Origin of the sequence: Streptomyces sp. NPDC012825 (assembly GCF_042900925.1) — a bacterium.
In the GTDB taxonomy this organism is placed as follows: Bacteria; Actinomycetota; Actinomycetes; order Streptomycetales; family Streptomycetaceae; genus Streptomyces.
Genome location: NZ_JBIBBZ010000007.1, coordinates 210,362 through 224,045, shown reverse-complemented (window position 1 = coordinate 224,045; position 13,684 = coordinate 210,362). Strand labels below are relative to the sequence as shown.

Sequence of the window (13,684 nt, the reverse complement as noted above, 5' to 3'; positions counted from 1 at the left end):
AGCACGGCCGATCCGCGGGTTCGGTCCCCTCCCGCGGGCGGGCCCGGTCCGAGGGCCGTCCCACCGCGCGCCACACACCGCGCACCGCGCGTTCCGGCCCGGTGCTCGCCTCCGGCACGCCGGACGGCCGGACCGGACCCGTCGTCCCCGCGACCGGCGCGGCACGCTCGCGTCCGCGTCCGCTCGCGGGACGCACCCGCGACATCTCCGTGACGGTCGCCGGGAGGAGACGATTCACTCCTTCGGGGCGACTCCACGGACAACGCCCACGAGCTGGAACCGGTACCGTCGCCGTCGCCTCTTAGGTGCGGAACAGACCGAACGCCTCCGGTCGTCGCGGCCTCCCGGACGACCGGCCACCGAGCCCCCACCCGAACCCCGTATCCCCTGTTCCGCCCCTGCTGCTCCGGAGCGCTCCGTCCCGGCGGAGCCGGGGGCACCAGGATCTCGATGATGGAGAAGGAGACCATGAGCGGCGTACTGGTTCACCTGTCGTCGGACGGGAGGGCGGACACCGCGTCCGCCCCGGAGCCGGTGAGCCTCCGGCTCGGACCGGGGGACGTCGCCCGCTTCGGGCGCGGCTCCGCGTCCGTCCCCGTCGACCTGCCGCTGGCGAATCCGGCGGTCTCCCGGCTCGCGGGCGAGATCCGGGTGACGGAGGACCACTGGCAGCTGAGCAACTTCAGCGCGTCCCAGACCTATCTGGTGGAGAACCCGGAAGGGGCCGGGGAGTACTTCAGGGTTCCGCCCCGCAGGGCTGGGGCGCCCGTGCCCTTCGAGTTCGCCCGCGTCATCCTGCCGGCCCGGGGCTCCGCCGTGAGCTTCCAGGTGTTCGCCCCCGACCACGTGTACCTCGGGGGGACCGGCACGGCGGGCCTGGCGGGCACCGGAACGCTCGCCGGCTTCTCCCTGGACGAGACCTCCACATACTTCCTCGTCCTGGTCGCGCTGTGCGAGCCGCGCCTGCGCGACGAGTCCACGGTGGCGGTGGCGACCACCCCCCGGATCGTCGAGCGGCTGCGGAGCCGGCCGGGCTGCGAGCGGCTGACCGCCAGGGCGGTCAACTCGCACATCGACTACCTGGCGGACGAGAAGCTGCGGATCACCACCCCGGCGACCGGGCAGGGCAGGGCCGTTCGGCACAACGGCAAGCGGGAGGCGGTGGCCGGACTCGCCCTGCGTTTCGGGCTCGTGCGCGAGGAGCACCTGGGTCTTCTGCCGTCGAGGGCGGCCGCCCTCCACCGGGCGGGGGTCGCGGGAGGATGAGCGGCGGATCCGTGGAAGTGGTCCCGGCCGGCTACCGGGTCGGCGCGTGGGAGGTCACCCGTCTGATCGGGGTGGGTGGATGGGGAACGGTGTACGCGGCCAGGCGGGCCGACGTTCCGGACGGTGGCGAAGGCGCGCACGGGGAACCGGCCGGACCGGCCGCCGACGACAACGACGACAATGGCGGCGACGGGGAGACGGCTCCGACGGAGGTCGCCCTCAAGTTCCTGCCCACGGCCGGACTCGCCCCGCGCCAGGCGCGCGGTCTGGTGGAGACCGCCCGGCGCGAGACCGAACTGAGCCGGCGCGTCCGGCACTCCCGGCTGATCAGGCTGTTCGACTCCGTCACGCTCGACGAGTCCGCCGGCCCGGCGCTCGACGGGACCGTGGTGCTCGTGATGGAGCGGGCCGAACGGAGCCTGCGCGAACGGTTGACGGCGCCCTCCCCCTCCGGCCGGGTTCCCGCCCCGTCGTCCGGTGCGCGGTCCGCCGTCCCGCCCGGAGGGGAACCCCTGACGGTGGACGAGGGGGCGCGGCTGCTCACCGAGGTCTGCGAAGGGCTGGCGCACCTGCACGGGCTCGGCTGGGTCCACGGGGACCTCAAACCCGACAACGTCCTGATCATGGCGGACGGGTCGGTGCGGCTGGCGGACTTCGGCCTTTCGGTGGAGCTGTCCGGTACCCACGCCTACGCCCCGCCCCTCGGCACCCCCGACTACCTGCCGCCGGAACGCTGGCGGGCGCCGCTGGGCGAACAGGGCGTACAGGTGCGGCAGAGCGCCGACGTCTGGGCCCTGGGTGTGATGATCCACCAGGTCTTCACCGGGGGCGCCTCGCCGTTCCCCGGAGCCACGCCGACGGCCCGTGCGGCCGCCGCCCAGGAGTACGCCGACGGACGCGCGCCACTGCGGATGGACCTGCGCGTGCCGCCCTTCTGGCGCGATCTGGCGGCCGACTGTCTCGGCCCGACCCACGACGACCGCGCCGCCCACACCGTCGAGAGCCTGCTGGGCCGCATCCGGGCGGAGCGGGAGCGGCCCCGGGCGTCCTCGGGGGTACGGCGCGGGCGCACGGTCCTGCTGGTCGCCGCGCTGGCGGTGACGGTGGGCGGAGCCGGTGCCGCCGGGTGGCTCCAGTCCGGCGACGACCGGTCACCGGGCGGCGGCGCGCCCCGGCCGGGCGGGGCGTCCGCGGTCACCGTGCCGAACGCGCGCATCGAGGTGTACAACGCCGAACGGTCGTGTCACGGGCTGGGTGCGCGGGACAACCTGTGCAGCCTCGGACTCGCCGTCGACCCCTCGCTGCCGTACGACATCGACAACGTCGTGCGGACCAGGGTGTGGGACGGCGACGTGTTGGTCGCCGACTGCCAGCTCCCCCAGGGAATGCCGGTCGCCGACGAGGCGGGCACGCGCTCGGTGCGGTGGTACAGGGTGCGTCTCACGGCGGAGAAGGGCCGGACCGCGGCCTGGCTGCCGGCCGTGCGGACGAAGGACCGCCCCGCGCTCGCGGAGTGTCCGGCCCGGCCCTCTCCCGGTTGACTCCGGTCAGCACGGCCGGATGTCGCGCCCCTCGTTGTCCTTCGCCTCGTCGTTCCCCCACCGCTGGAGGAAGTAGGCGGAGACGTACGCGCGGCCCGAGCCGCCCGGTGACACCTCGTCGAGGTCGGTGAGCAGCCACCAGTGGTTGAAGGAGCTTCCCACGCGCACCTCGTCGCCCCACTTCTTGCAGAGGACGTAGTTGGTGCCCTTGAACAGCTTTCCCTGGACCGCGCAGCGGGGGCCGGTGTCGCCGACGCAGTCGACCGCCGCGTAACCGGGGGCGTCGGCGAAGGTGTCCACCCAGAACCGCTCCGGAGTGGTGCCCCCGCCGCAGGCGTTGGTGCTGGTGACGCGGGGGAACGGCCCGGAGGGGGAGAGCCGGTGTTCGGTGCCCTGGATCACCGGGTAGACCATCTCGTTCGTCTCGCCGTCGTTGTCGCCGTTGGTGTCGTACAGCTGCTCGTAGTGCAGGTGCGCCGAGGTGGTGCCGACCAGTCCGAGCCTGCCGAGCGGCGTGCCCGAGGGGACCTGCTGGCCCAGGCGCACGTCGATGCGGTCCATGTGCAGGTAGACCGAGAACCAGCCGCCTCCGTGGTTGATCTCCAGGCCTCCGGGCTCGAAGAACTCGGTGACGGTGCCGGCGGCCGAGGCGACGACCGGAGCGCCGAGGGTCGGTCCGCCGACGCGGTACATGTCGAGTTTCTTGTCGTCGGGCGCGTGTCCCGCGTAGGTCTGCAACTGCCAGGTCTCGCCGCAGGCGAAGGGCAGCCGGAAGTCGGGGCGGGCGCCCGCGGGAGCCCGTGTCGGCGCGGCGGCCGCCGGTACCGCGCCGGAGGCCGCCCACAGGCCGAACACCGCGAGGACGGCCACGACGGCGAGAGCGAACGACTCGGGCAGCGGCGACCCGGAGGCGCGTCCGCCGGGGAACGTGTGCATGGAGATCCTCCCTGTCCGCCCGGCTCGGTGCCGGGCGGTCGTTTCGTACGGTGTTCCGGGGCGGACCGGCGTCAGCACCGCCGTGTGACGCCTCCGGTCGCGTCCCCCTTGAGGTGGATGCCGCTCACGCAGCCGATCCCGCCCGCGTCGAGCGGCAGTCGGACCCACGTGTCGCTCGTGTGTCCCTCGGCCGTGACCTCCTGGCCGGTCGTCCGTCCGGCAGTTCGCGGGGCAGGACTCGCCGGCGCGTGGAGACGTGTGCGTGCGGTCTGTTCCGGAGGACGAGGGCGGGAGAGGACGGGAACGGCCGCGCGGGCGCGGGGCCCGGTGCGCGCCGGCCGGAGTCGGCGCGCACCGGGGCGTCCGTCGGCGGATCAGCAGCCGTTGACCCAGCGGTTGGCCTCGCCCTGGTCGTTGGCGACGCTGTCCCAGGTGTTGCCCCAGCCCTTGTCGAGGCAGAAGGACCGCCCGCCGTACCCGTTGTCGTGGTAGACGACGACGGAGCTGTACGAGGTGCCGGTGCCGTTGTTGTACCAGGAGGAGTCCTCGTGGGCGATGTAGGCGTTGGCGGTGTCCGACCAGATGGGGTTGTCGTACTTGAACCGGGCGATGCCCACGCCCGCCTGGTCGTAGTTGATGCCCTTGTACACGCACAGGTAGCCGGAGTCGCAGTTCCCCGGGTTCCGGGTGGAGTAGGTGGGGTTGGTGCCGTCCGCGTGCGCGGTGGCGGCGGCGAGGGGAAGCATCACGGAAGCGAGGGCCAGGCCCAGGGTGACGCGTGTCGACTTGCGCATGGTGTCCGATCCTTGTCTGTCGGGTGCCGGCCTCCGGGGTGCCGGAGGCGCCTGCGGGACCGTGTCGCGGTGGCGGCACGGGGTCTTCGGGGAGGTGAGGCCGCCGGAGCGGGCCTCACCGGTGTCGGGTCAGGGCGCGTGCCTCGGCCAGCGCTCCGGTGACCGCGTCGGTGAAGTGCCGTGCCTGCCGGGCGAAACGGGTCCTCGCGGCGGCGCGGATCCGTTCGCGTTGGAGCCGGGTGCCGGTCCGGGCGAGTCCGGCGTCGCGGTTGCACTCGGCGTCCGCCACGGCGGTGCGTCTCTCGCGCTCGCGGGCGGTTCCCGCGGACCCGGCGCGTCCGCGGGCGGCGACGTCGCCGATGGCCTCGGAGGAATCCGCGTAGGCGAACCCCTTGCCGGCCATGCAGGTGCGCCACGATTCCAGGGCCGTCGTGTACTCCGGGGCGGAGACCACCTGGTCCCAGGTGAGATAGCCGAGGTTGACGACGATCGCCTTGGCCTCGGTCCAGGACCGCAGGTCTCCGTACAGCCGGCGGCGGGCGTCGGCCTGACACCCGTCGGCGCTGGTGAAGACCTGACCGCGTCCCGGTACCTCCACGGTGATCGCCGCCCGGTCCGTGCCGTCCAGCGCCCGGTCGAAGGCGCGTCTGCGTTCGGGCGTGAGGGAGGCGAGGTAGCGTTCCTGCGTGCTCACCCGGACGGCGGCCCTGCCGTCGTCCCTCGGCCCGTCGGTGTCGAGTCCGTACCCGTGGTGGCGCGCCCAGGCGACGTCGTCGAGGCCGAAGGGGCGGTCGGGCGCCCGGTCGCGGTCCTCGGGCAGGACGTCGACCGTGTAGGCGAAACCCTTCTCCTTCATGCACGTGGTGATCAGCCGCCGCTCGGCGTCGGCGAGGAGGCCGTTCTCCACGTCGGTCAGCCCGGTGCGCACGCCCGTGGCCGGGGCCGGCGGGCCGGGTGCGGCGGCCGGGGCCGAGCAGGCCGTGACGAGCACCAGGAGCAGGGTGGTGAGGGCGGGCCGCGGGTCCTTCCCGGGCATGGCGGGCTCCCTTGCTGTGGAAACGGTGTGAGGGGCCGGTGGACCGGCGGTACGGAGGGGACGGGGGGGCTCGTCGGAGCGGTGACCGGACGTCCGTGGAAGGGCTGCCTCCGGGTCGGTACCGGTCCCGGCCCCGGGCTTCCGCCGTCGTTCACGGACGGCCTCCCGGCGTCCGTCGCGAAGCGGAACACGGTGTGTTCTAGCAGGCGTTGGGCACGTTGCCCTTGTCGTCGCCCTTGAGGTAGATGGCACTGACGTAGCCCACGCCGCCCGCGTTGAGGCGCAGTTGGACCCAGTTGTCGTTGCGGTAGCCCTCGGCCTCGACGAGCTGGCCCTTGACCCAGCAGTTCGCCGGATAGCTCTGGCCGGCGTAGACGTCACTGATGTCCTCGCAGGTGGTGGAGGCGCACCTGCGGACGTTGGCGTCGGCCCAGGCGGTGACGGTGGAGCCGCCACCGCCTCCGCCGCCGGGTGTGCAGGGCAGGCCGACCCCGCGGTCGCGGAGGTAGGGAACGGGGTCGATGCCCCGGACGCCGGTGGAGGTGCCGACGCGGATCCGCAGGTGCAGGTGGTTGCCCGAGGAGTCGCCCTCACTGCCCATGAGCGCGATGCGCTGGCCGGCCGCGACGGTGTCCCCCACGGCGACGTCGCGCTGGTACATGTGGCCGTACTCGCTGACGGTCCCGTCGGGGTGCTCGATGCGGATCCACTGGCCGTAGCCCTGTGCCGGACCCGAGTTGATCACCCGGCCGGGGCCCACCGCGTGGATCGGGGTACCGCGGCCGTTGGCGATGTCCACGCCGTCGTGGCCCGAGTGGTACCACTGAGAGACGACACCCGCGGCCGGGCACGCCCCGGTGTAGGCCGTCGCCGAGGTGGCCGACGCGGGCGCCGCCGGAGGGGCGGCGTGGCCGGGGGCCGCCGCCGCGAGCAGCAGGAGCGCCGTGGGGGCGAGAGGGAGGCCGCCGCGCAGGAAGCGGCCGAGCGGACGTGGATGCACGGGTGTTCCCCCTGGATGTTCCGGACGCGTTCGCGCACCGTGAGGTGGTCGGTACCGGCCCCTCGTCGTCGTGACCGGACCGGTGCCTGGAAGGTATCCGCGGGGGCGCGGGGGGCGACATCCGGAAGATTCCGGAGTGATGTCCGCCCGGGGCGGGCCGTCGGCCGCTCCCCGACGGAGGAGCCCTGGACGGGCCGGAGGTCTTCGGGGACCTCGGCCCGTACGTCGGCACGGTCTGTCGGGTGTCGGCGAGAAGACGCTCGTCCGGTGGCTGCGGGAGAGGAAGGAGGACGGCCTTGCGCAGCGCGAGGCGTACCCCGTGGTGCCGCCCGGGGTCGAGCGGCTCCCTGACAGAGCACGGGGTCTCCCCCGGCGCCGCGTGGGAATCCCCGGCGGTGTGGGGACAGGGGCAGATCCGGTGGATCTGCGCGGAGAGGACCACCGTCGAGCCCGCCTGACGAGCCGGGGCCCGACCGCGGTGGAGTCGCGACGGCTCGGTTCGGCTCGTCGCTCGACGAAGCGGCGCCCGGGCGCCCGCTCCACGGCCCGGGGGTCGCGGAAGCGGGCGTACTCCTCGTCCTGCCCCCGTCACGGGCAGGCTGCGGCCACCGCTCCCCCCGAGGTCCTACGACCCTGTCGGCCAGAGCAGCGCCTGGGCGACGACGACGTTCTCCCCGTCGAAGGCGATGGAGGGACCTTCGTACAGCTCGTAGCCGAGACCGAGCGCCTCGCTCACACGGTGGCAGAACGCGGCATCGTCCGGTCCGGTCAGAACCCGGTAGACGGGCAATCCATCAGGCGGTGTGCTCATGGGCGAAGGATCTCACGCGGGCCCGGTCGTGCCCGGGAGTTCCGCCCGATCCCCGACGGCCCGCAAGAGCGTGAGCGGCTCGGTCCGGTGCCCACGGGGGACAGCACGAGCGCGGCGCCGCCCGGGGTTCCGGGTACGGCATGACGCGCTCCTGCGGCAGGCCTTCACCGGCACGGTGGCTCTCGCCTCCGGCAGGTGGCATCGGGCTCGCGGACGGCCTCCACGCCCCGGCCCGTTCACCGGAGGACGACGTCGTGGCCCGGGCCGCCTTCGACGTGGTCTTCTCCGGGACCGCCGCTGACCAGGTCGTTGCCGTCCTCGCCGTACAGCGTGTCGTCACCGGGGCCGCCGAGGACGACGTCGTGGCCCTCTCCTCCCATGGCCCGGTCGTCGCCCGGGCCCGCGTCCATGACGTCCGCGCCACCGTACGCCTCGATCGTGTCGTCACCCGGGCCGCCCCGCATTCGCTGGTCACCGTCGTCGCCCATCAGACGGTCGGCGCCGTCGCCGCCGTCCAGGACCGCGCGCCCCATGACCATGTCGTCGCCCGTGTCGCCCCTTACCGTGTGCGCCGTGTGCGCGTGCAGGATGTCGTCGCCGGGGCCGCCGCTGACGAGGGCGACCCCCGGGTCACTGGTGACGATCGTGTCGTCGCGGTCGCCGAGGAAGACGTCGATCCTGTCCGCCCGGGAGCCGTCGGCGGGCAGTTCGCAGACGACGAAGGTGTCGTCCCCGGGTTCGAGGTACGCACAGTGGTCGCCGGGTTCGAGCGGGACCGCGTCGCGAAAGCCGATCCGCCGGACCCCGGCGTCGACGCCCATGGGGATCACGTGGAGGTCGTTGACCTGTCCCGTGCCGGCGGTGAAGACGACCGACCGGGTCTCCCGGTCCGCGTCGACGCGAGCCTTCGCCCCGGTGTCCGCGGGGGCCCCGGCTGACGAAGCGACGGCGGTAGTGGTGGTGAGACCGGTGGTGAGCAGCGCCACGGCGACCGCGCGGGCGGTGGCTCCGTATCGGTTCATGGTTGTCTCCTCGCGATGAGCGACTGGTGGGCCGACCTGTCGTCGCCATGGCCGTCGGAGCCTGGCGGACGGTCGTGCCGGTGGTGGCCGTTCCGTGGACCGTCCTTCGTGAACGGGGGCGGCGCGTGGGGGTGTTCCGGGCGGACCTCCGCGCCCGGTCGGCGTGTTCCGGCGCTTCGGACGTCCTCACGCTGGCGCCGTGCGGCCGCACTCGTCGGCCGCCACCACCAGACAGGCCGCGACCAGGACGATGTTCTTGATGACGCACTGGCCCTCCAGGGTGGGGACCGGCGCGTCGCCCTGCCACGAACGGTTGCCCGGGGCCTTCCGGTCGCCGGGCGACCGGGAGACGGGCAGGCACCCGGTGCCCGGAGCGGACGGTGCACCGTCCGCTCCGGGCACCGGGACATCGGTCGGCCCCTACGACGGGTTCACGCCGACGGGACCTGGTGGTACGGCACCGCTCAGCTCACGTTCACGTCCACGCAGGCGTAGAAGGCGTTGGGGGTGTCCGCGATGTTCCAGACCGCCAGCACCTTCTGCTTGCCCGTCAGGCTGCCGAAGTTCACCTGGTGGGTGACGGTGGCGCCCGGACGAGCACCGCCGTCGTTGAACTCCGCGATCTTCCGGCCACCCGCGTAGTACTGCCAGGTGCTGGTGGCGTGCTGTGCGGTCAGCCGCCAGTTGAAACTGGTCGTCCGGCCGACCGGGGTGACCTTCCAGCCCTTGCTGTCGTTGTCGAGCTCGGCGAAGGCGGCGTTTCCTCCGCTGCAGCTCGTCAGGCCCTTGGGGCCCTCGACGCTCTGCGGTTCGTACTTGATGGAACCGCAGGGGACGAGGCCGGCAGCGCACTGGGCCTGCCGACTGGGGGGTGAGGAGATGTAGCCGTGCGCACTCGCGTTGCCGGCCGGCAGGCTCACGGCCAGGAGCGGGGCGATCCCCGCTCCGATGACCGCGGCCAGCGTCTTCCTGCTCTTCATGACAACTCCTTTGTGGGGGTTCACGCCTGCCCGCCCGAAGGCGCTCAGGCATGAGCATGTCAATCCGGCCTTCCACGGCCGCGCGAACGGCCGAGGTCGGTGACGCAACCTTACCCCGCTTGGTCTAGACCAAACTGACCTCGTTTCCCGTCCCGCCGCCGACCGCCGGGGTCCGGCAGAAGAACGCCGACCGTATTTTTGCGGGGAGAACTGCCTGGGACCGTACTCGTCCACCGTGATCGACTGGGTTCGCCGCAGGGGGCCTCCTCGCGCCGGTGGACAGCTCGACCGCCGACGCACAGCGCCCCGGCCCGGCCCCTCGTTGGTTCGGGAACGAAGAGCGGGAAACGTCGAGCAGAGCGAAAGGCAAGAACCGACATGAAGCAGAAGCTCACCTCGTTCGCCGGTGCCATGGCCGTGGCCGGTGGCGTCGTCGTCGCGGCCGTGGCCGCGGCCACCGGCCCGGTGTCCGAAGTGGACCACGGACGGTCCGTCTCCGCCCCCACCCCGCACGCGACCGTGGTCTTCGGCCGGCAGTTGTCCGATTCCGACACCGTCGCGCCTCTCGGCGAGTGGGGTGCGGGCCGGCGGACGCCGCGCGCCTGAGCGGTCTCGTCCGCAGCAGCGGGACGACCGCGAGGGGGTCTCCGTCCGGAGGTTCCGAGAGTACGGCGTGACCGGCCACGGGCTGCCCGGCGGTGCGACCGCGAGCGGGAAGCGCTCACCGGGCCGTCATCACGCTCCCGACCGGTGGCCCGTCCCGTCGTACGTCGTCGGTGTGAGCCCGCGGAAGAACGTGGACGGGGGCGCCGCCCGACCCGCGTTGCGCGCGGTTCCCGCCGTTTCGGGCCGTGCGGCAGACCGTCCGACCCGGCCGCACGGTCCCGGGCCGAAAGCGCGACGGACGATCGGTTCCACCGGCCGCGGGGACGTGCGGGTGCCGACCGCGCGGCCTCACGTCCGTGTCGTGAGCCGTGTGACCGCCGTGTCGTATCGTGCCCGGAACCCCGCGTCCGCCGAGACCTTCAGCAGGGCACCGAGCGCGCGTACCGCGCCGTCGTCGTAGCCGGAGGACTCCGCCTCCCGGGCGGCGAGGTCGAGTTGCCCGATGCCCTCGGCTTCGTCGCCGAGACCCAGCAGGGCCTCTCCCCTCACCATGAGCAGCAGTATCCCGGGGATGTCGGCCGTGCCGGACCGGTCGTCGAAGGCCAATGCCTCCGTCGTCGTGTCGAGGGCCTCGCGCCACTTCCCGGCATCGGCCCGATGACGGGCCAGGTGCTGCAGCGCCAGTCTCTCGACGGTCCGGTCACCGGCCGTGCGGGCCAGCTCCACCGCCCGCTCGCATCCCCGCGCGGCCTCGTCCGGGCCGCCGAGTGCCGCTTGCGCCATGGCAAGGACGAGCAGGGCGTTCGCCTCGGCCACCGGATCGCCCGTCCCGGAGGCGAGCGCGGAGGCCGCCTCCAGGTGGGTGAGTGCCTCCTCGATGCGCCCTTCCTCGATCAGCACCCAGCCGAGCACGTTCAGCACGCGTGCCTCGCCGTGCCGGTCGGCGTCGGCCCGTGCCGCCTCCAGCCCGGTCTCCAGGAGCGGGATCCAGCCGTCCCGTACGCGCCACACGATCAGCGGCCACATCGTCAGCACGATCCGCCAGGTCCTGTCGTGCAGTCCGGCGGCACGCGCCGCGGCCACCGCGAGCGTGAGGTCGTCCCTCTCCGCCGCGTACCAGGCCACGGCGGCGGACCGATCACCGAACTCCCGGACGGCAGCGGGCGGCAGGTGGTCCGCCGGCAGCGGGAAGCACTCCTCGTTGCCGGGCTCGGCCGCCGCCACGGCCGCGAGCCCCGTGGTGACGTAGTGGTCGAGCACGCGTCTGAGCGTCTCGGGCACGACGTCCAGGCTCCGTGCGTAGAGCCGCACGAGATCGTGCATGGCCCATCGGCCGGGCGCCGTCTCCGTGACGAGGTGTGCGAGGGCCAGCCTCTCCAAGGCCGCTTCGGCGGCCGCCGGATCGACATCCGCCAGGGCTGCCGCCGTGTACCGGTCGACGTGCGTGCCGGGGTGGCGGCCGAGGTGGGCGAATTGGTGGGAGGCGTCCTGCGGGAGCCGCTGCAACGTCACGCGCAGCGCCGCCCGCACACCGGTGTCCTCCACGTCCAGCAGGCTCAGCCTGCGCGTCTCGTCGGACAGTTCGGCGGCCATCGCGTCCAGGGACAGGCCGGGTCGTTGCGCCAACCGGGCAGCCACCACCCGCAGGGCGAGGGGCAGTCCGTCGCACAGCTCGGCCAGCCGTCGGGCGGCCGCCGGCTCCGCGGCGACCCGTTCCGTGCCGAGTACCGCGGCGAGGAGCATCGTGCCGTCCTCCGGGCCGAGCACGTCCACCGCGACGGGTCGAGCGGTGTCGGTGACGATCAGCCCCGGCAGCCGGTGCCTGCTGGTGACGACGGTCACGCAGTGGCGACCGCCGGGAAGGAGTGGTCTGACCTGCTCGGAGGCCCGCGCGTTGTCGAGCACCACGAGGAGCCGGCGGTCGGCGGCGAGCGACCGGAACAGCGCGGCCGCGCCGTTGACCGACTCCGGTATCCGGTCGAGCGGCACACCGAGCGCCGGCAGGAACTCCCGCAGCACCTCCATGAGCGCGGGCTCGCCCGTGTCGCCGAAGCCTCTCAGGTCGGCGTAGAGCCGTCCGTCGGGGAATCCGGCACGGTTGTGGTGGGCCCACCGCAGCACGAGGGCGGTCTTCCCGACCCCGGCGGGTCCGACGACCAGACAGACGGGCGCCTCGCCTTCGGCGGCTCGGGACAGGGCGCCGAGTTCCACCACCCGTCCGTGGAAGCCGCGCGGTGCGCGCGGCAGCAGGTCGGACGCGTCGTTCCGTTCGACGGCATCCGGTACGACCGCGGGTGGTGGAACAGTGGCGCGGGTCCTCCGGGGGCGGCCCAGGCTCGCGGTGTGTTCCAGTTCCTGGGCACCGGCCCCGTCCAGGCGGAGGGCGGCGGCCAGTGCCTGCACGGTGCGACGCTGCGGCCCCCGGGACTGTCCGCGCTCCAGGTACGACAGGGCCCGCACACTCACCCCCGCGGCGTGTGCCAGTTCTTCCTGGCTCAGCCCGGCCCTCGTCCGCAGAAGGTGCAGAAGCGCGCCGAAGCCGCCGGTGACCGGCGTACCGGTGTCCATACCCGCGTGTCCCCTGGTCGGTGTGGCGCAGCCGGAACGCCGTACCCCGCCCGCAGAAGTATGCACGAAGCACTTCTGCGGGCGGAACGTGCCGGGTGGTGTGCGCCGTGAGTCGTCTCCTCGGACATCGTGTCCCACGGGGTGGGGCGGCCATCGGGTATCGGCCACGTGGGCGGGGCCGTGGAGCGGATCGTTCCGGACGGGCCGGGGAGGCCGCGAAACCGTCGGCCCCGCCGTCGGAGGCGCGGAAGTCCGGTGACGTCGGCGATCGGCTCCGGGATACTGGTCGGCCATGGAGGAAGTCAGCGTCGTCGTCGCCCATTCCGAGCGTGTGACCCTGCGCGTCGGTGACGTGTTCCTGAAGGTGGACGCCGATCAGGCGCGTATCGACGCCGAGGTCGAGGCGATGGCCCGCGCGCCGGTCCCGACCCCGGAGGTCCTGTGGCGCAAGCCGCCCGTGCTCGCGCTCGCCGCGCTCCCGGGGACGACGCTCGGCCGCCTCGGCGGGCCGTCGACCGGGTCGCCGGTGGCGTGGGCCGCGGCGGGTGCCGCCATCCGCAGGCTTCACGACGCGCCGCTGCCGGACCGGCCGGGGCGGGCCGGTCGGAGCGGCGTCGCGCTGGCGGCGGAACTCGACGCCGAGTGCGAGCTGCTCGTGACGAGGGGCCTTCTGCCCGCCGACCTGGTCGCCCGCAACCGCCGGGTCGCCCAGGCCGCGCTCCGGCCGTGGGCTCCGGCGTTCACGCACGGCGACCTGCAGATCGCGCACGTCTTCGTCGAGGACGACGAGGTGACGGGCGTCATCGACTGGTCCGAGGCGGGCCGGGGCGACGCCCTGTACGACCTCGCCACCTTCACGCTCGGCCACGAGGAGCACCTCGACGACGTCCTCGCCGGCTACGGCACCGGCGTCGACCTCGCCGTGGTCCGCGCGTGGTGGTCGTTGCGGAGCCTGCTGGCGGTTCGCTGGCTGGTCGAGCACGGCTTCGACCCGTTCGCGCCGGGTTGCGAGGTCGACGTACTGAGATCCCGGGCATGAGTCCGGTCGTGAGGCTGCGCGGGTACGACCGCCACATATGCGTTCCGACGCGTCGGGCAGGGCGTCCCCTCGGCGACCGCCCCCG

Annotated in this window: 13 protein-coding genes; 4 read left to right on the top strand and 9 right to left on the bottom strand. The window is 73.5% G+C overall.

What is annotated here, in order from left to right; translation table 11 throughout:
• Positions 1-468: 468 nt before the first annotated feature.
• Together ACFY7E_RS18355 and ACFY7E_RS18350 are read left to right on the top strand one after the other, a co-directional pair.
• Complete coding sequence (locus tag ACFY7E_RS18355; RefSeq protein ID WP_389486018.1) at positions 469-1,266, top strand: serine/threonine protein kinase; 798 nt, start codon at positions 469-471, stop codon at positions 1,264-1,266.
• Entirely contained in the window at positions 1,263-2,807 is a 1,545-nt protein-coding gene (locus ACFY7E_RS18350; RefSeq protein ID WP_389486016.1) for a serine/threonine-protein kinase, read from the top strand. The genes ACFY7E_RS18355 and ACFY7E_RS18350 overlap by 4 nt, the downstream gene beginning before the upstream one ends.
• A gap of 6 nt (positions 2,808-2,813) precedes the next feature.
• Here ACFY7E_RS18350 and ACFY7E_RS18345 read toward each other — a convergent pair whose 3' ends face one another.
• The 8 genes from ACFY7E_RS18345 to ACFY7E_RS18310 all read right to left on the bottom strand — a co-directional run bounded on the left by ACFY7E_RS18345 (position 2,814) and on the right by ACFY7E_RS18310 (position 9,386).
• Positions 2,814-3,743: a M23 family metallopeptidase gene (locus ACFY7E_RS18345; RefSeq protein ID WP_389486014.1), complete on the bottom strand. Its 930-nt coding sequence runs from the start codon at positions 3,741-3,743 to the stop codon at positions 2,814-2,816.
• A gap of 374 nt (positions 3,744-4,117) precedes the next feature.
• Positions 4,118-4,537: a peptidase inhibitor family I36 protein gene (locus ACFY7E_RS18340; protein WP_365542068.1), complete on the bottom strand. Its 420-nt coding sequence runs from the start codon at positions 4,535-4,537 to the stop codon at positions 4,118-4,120.
• Between the two features lie 115 nt (positions 4,538-4,652).
• Positions 4,653-5,573: a hypothetical protein gene (locus ACFY7E_RS18335; protein WP_389486012.1), complete on the bottom strand. Its 921-nt coding sequence runs from the start codon at positions 5,571-5,573 to the stop codon at positions 4,653-4,655.
• A gap of 199 nt (positions 5,574-5,772) precedes the next feature.
• Entirely contained in the window at positions 5,773-6,573 is an 801-nt protein-coding gene (locus ACFY7E_RS18330) for a peptidoglycan DD-metalloendopeptidase family protein (RefSeq protein WP_389486010.1), read from the bottom strand.
• 625 nt (positions 6,574-7,198) lie between these two features.
• Positions 7,199-7,384 (bottom strand): DUF1737 domain-containing protein, encoded by a 186-nt coding sequence (locus ACFY7E_RS18325; protein ID WP_389486008.1) that lies wholly within the window; start codon positions 7,382-7,384, stop codon positions 7,199-7,201.
• Positions 7,385-7,620: 236 nt separating this feature from the next.
• A complete protein-coding gene (locus tag ACFY7E_RS18320; RefSeq protein ID WP_389486006.1) occupies positions 7,621-8,406 on the bottom strand; it encodes a calcium-binding protein in 786 nt (261 codons plus the stop codon).
• Between the two features lie 186 nt (positions 8,407-8,592).
• Positions 8,593-8,808 (bottom strand): hypothetical protein, encoded by a 216-nt coding sequence (locus ACFY7E_RS18315; protein WP_389486146.1) that lies wholly within the window; start codon positions 8,806-8,808, stop codon positions 8,593-8,595.
• Between the two features lie 62 nt (positions 8,809-8,870).
• A complete protein-coding gene (locus ACFY7E_RS18310; protein ID WP_383447560.1) occupies positions 8,871-9,386 on the bottom strand; it encodes a lytic polysaccharide monooxygenase auxiliary activity family 9 protein in 516 nt (171 codons plus the stop codon).
• A 378-nt stretch (positions 9,387-9,764) separates the two neighbouring features.
• Between ACFY7E_RS18310 and ACFY7E_RS18305 the strand changes: the two genes are divergently transcribed.
• Positions 9,765-9,992 carry a hypothetical protein gene (locus ACFY7E_RS18305; protein ID WP_389486004.1) on the top strand — a complete coding sequence of 76 codons (228 nt, stop codon included), beginning with the start codon at positions 9,765-9,767 and terminating at the stop codon, positions 9,990-9,992.
• 348 nt (positions 9,993-10,340) lie between these two features.
• On the opposite strand, the gene ACFY7E_RS18300 is transcribed toward ACFY7E_RS18305, so the two are convergent.
• Positions 10,341-12,560 carry an ATP-binding protein gene (locus tag ACFY7E_RS18300; RefSeq protein WP_389486002.1) on the bottom strand — a complete coding sequence of 740 codons (2,220 nt, stop codon included), beginning with the start codon at positions 12,558-12,560 and terminating at the stop codon, positions 10,341-10,343.
• Positions 12,561-12,852: 292 nt separating this feature from the next.
• Between ACFY7E_RS18300 and ACFY7E_RS18295 the strand changes: the two genes are divergently transcribed.
• Positions 12,853-13,599, top strand: coding sequence for a phosphotransferase family protein (locus ACFY7E_RS18295; RefSeq protein WP_389486000.1), 747 nt, complete (start codon positions 12,853-12,855; stop codon positions 13,597-13,599).
• The last annotated feature ends 85 nt before the right edge of the window (positions 13,600-13,684 follow it).

What these genes read in the sequence shown, in the direction of transcription:
- ACFY7E_RS18355 (WP_389486018.1), top strand. Translation starts at nt 469, where the DNA reads ATGAGCGGCGTACTGGTTCACCTGTCGTCGGACGGGAGGGCGGACACC.
- ACFY7E_RS18350 (WP_389486016.1), top strand. Translation starts at nt 1,263, where the DNA reads ATGAGCGGCGGATCCGTGGAAGTGGTCCCGGCCGGCTACCGGGTCGGC.
- ACFY7E_RS18345 (WP_389486014.1), bottom strand. Translation starts at nt 3,743, where the DNA reads ATGCACACGTTCCCCGGCGGACGCGCCTCCGGGTCGCCGCTGCCCGAG.
- ACFY7E_RS18340 (WP_365542068.1), bottom strand. Translation starts at nt 4,537, where the DNA reads ATGCGCAAGTCGACACGCGTCACCCTGGGCCTGGCCCTCGCTTCCGTG.
- ACFY7E_RS18335 (WP_389486012.1), bottom strand. Translation starts at nt 5,573, where the DNA reads ATGCCCGGGAAGGACCCGCGGCCCGCCCTCACCACCCTGCTCCTGGTG.
- ACFY7E_RS18325 (WP_389486008.1), bottom strand. Translation starts at nt 7,384, where the DNA reads ATGAGCACACCGCCTGATGGATTGCCCGTCTACCGGGTTCTGACCGGA.
- ACFY7E_RS18320 (WP_389486006.1), bottom strand. Translation starts at nt 8,406, where the DNA reads ATGAACCGATACGGAGCCACCGCCCGCGCGGTCGCCGTGGCGCTGCTC.
- ACFY7E_RS18310 (WP_383447560.1), bottom strand. Translation starts at nt 9,386, where the DNA reads ATGAAGAGCAGGAAGACGCTGGCCGCGGTCATCGGAGCGGGGATCGCC.
- ACFY7E_RS18305 (WP_389486004.1), top strand. Translation starts at nt 9,765, where the DNA reads ATGAAGCAGAAGCTCACCTCGTTCGCCGGTGCCATGGCCGTGGCCGGT.
- ACFY7E_RS18300 (WP_389486002.1), bottom strand. Translation starts at nt 12,560, where the DNA reads ATGGACACCGGTACGCCGGTCACCGGCGGCTTCGGCGCGCTTCTGCAC.
- ACFY7E_RS18295 (WP_389486000.1), top strand. Translation starts at nt 12,853, where the DNA reads ATGGAGGAAGTCAGCGTCGTCGTCGCCCATTCCGAGCGTGTGACCCTG.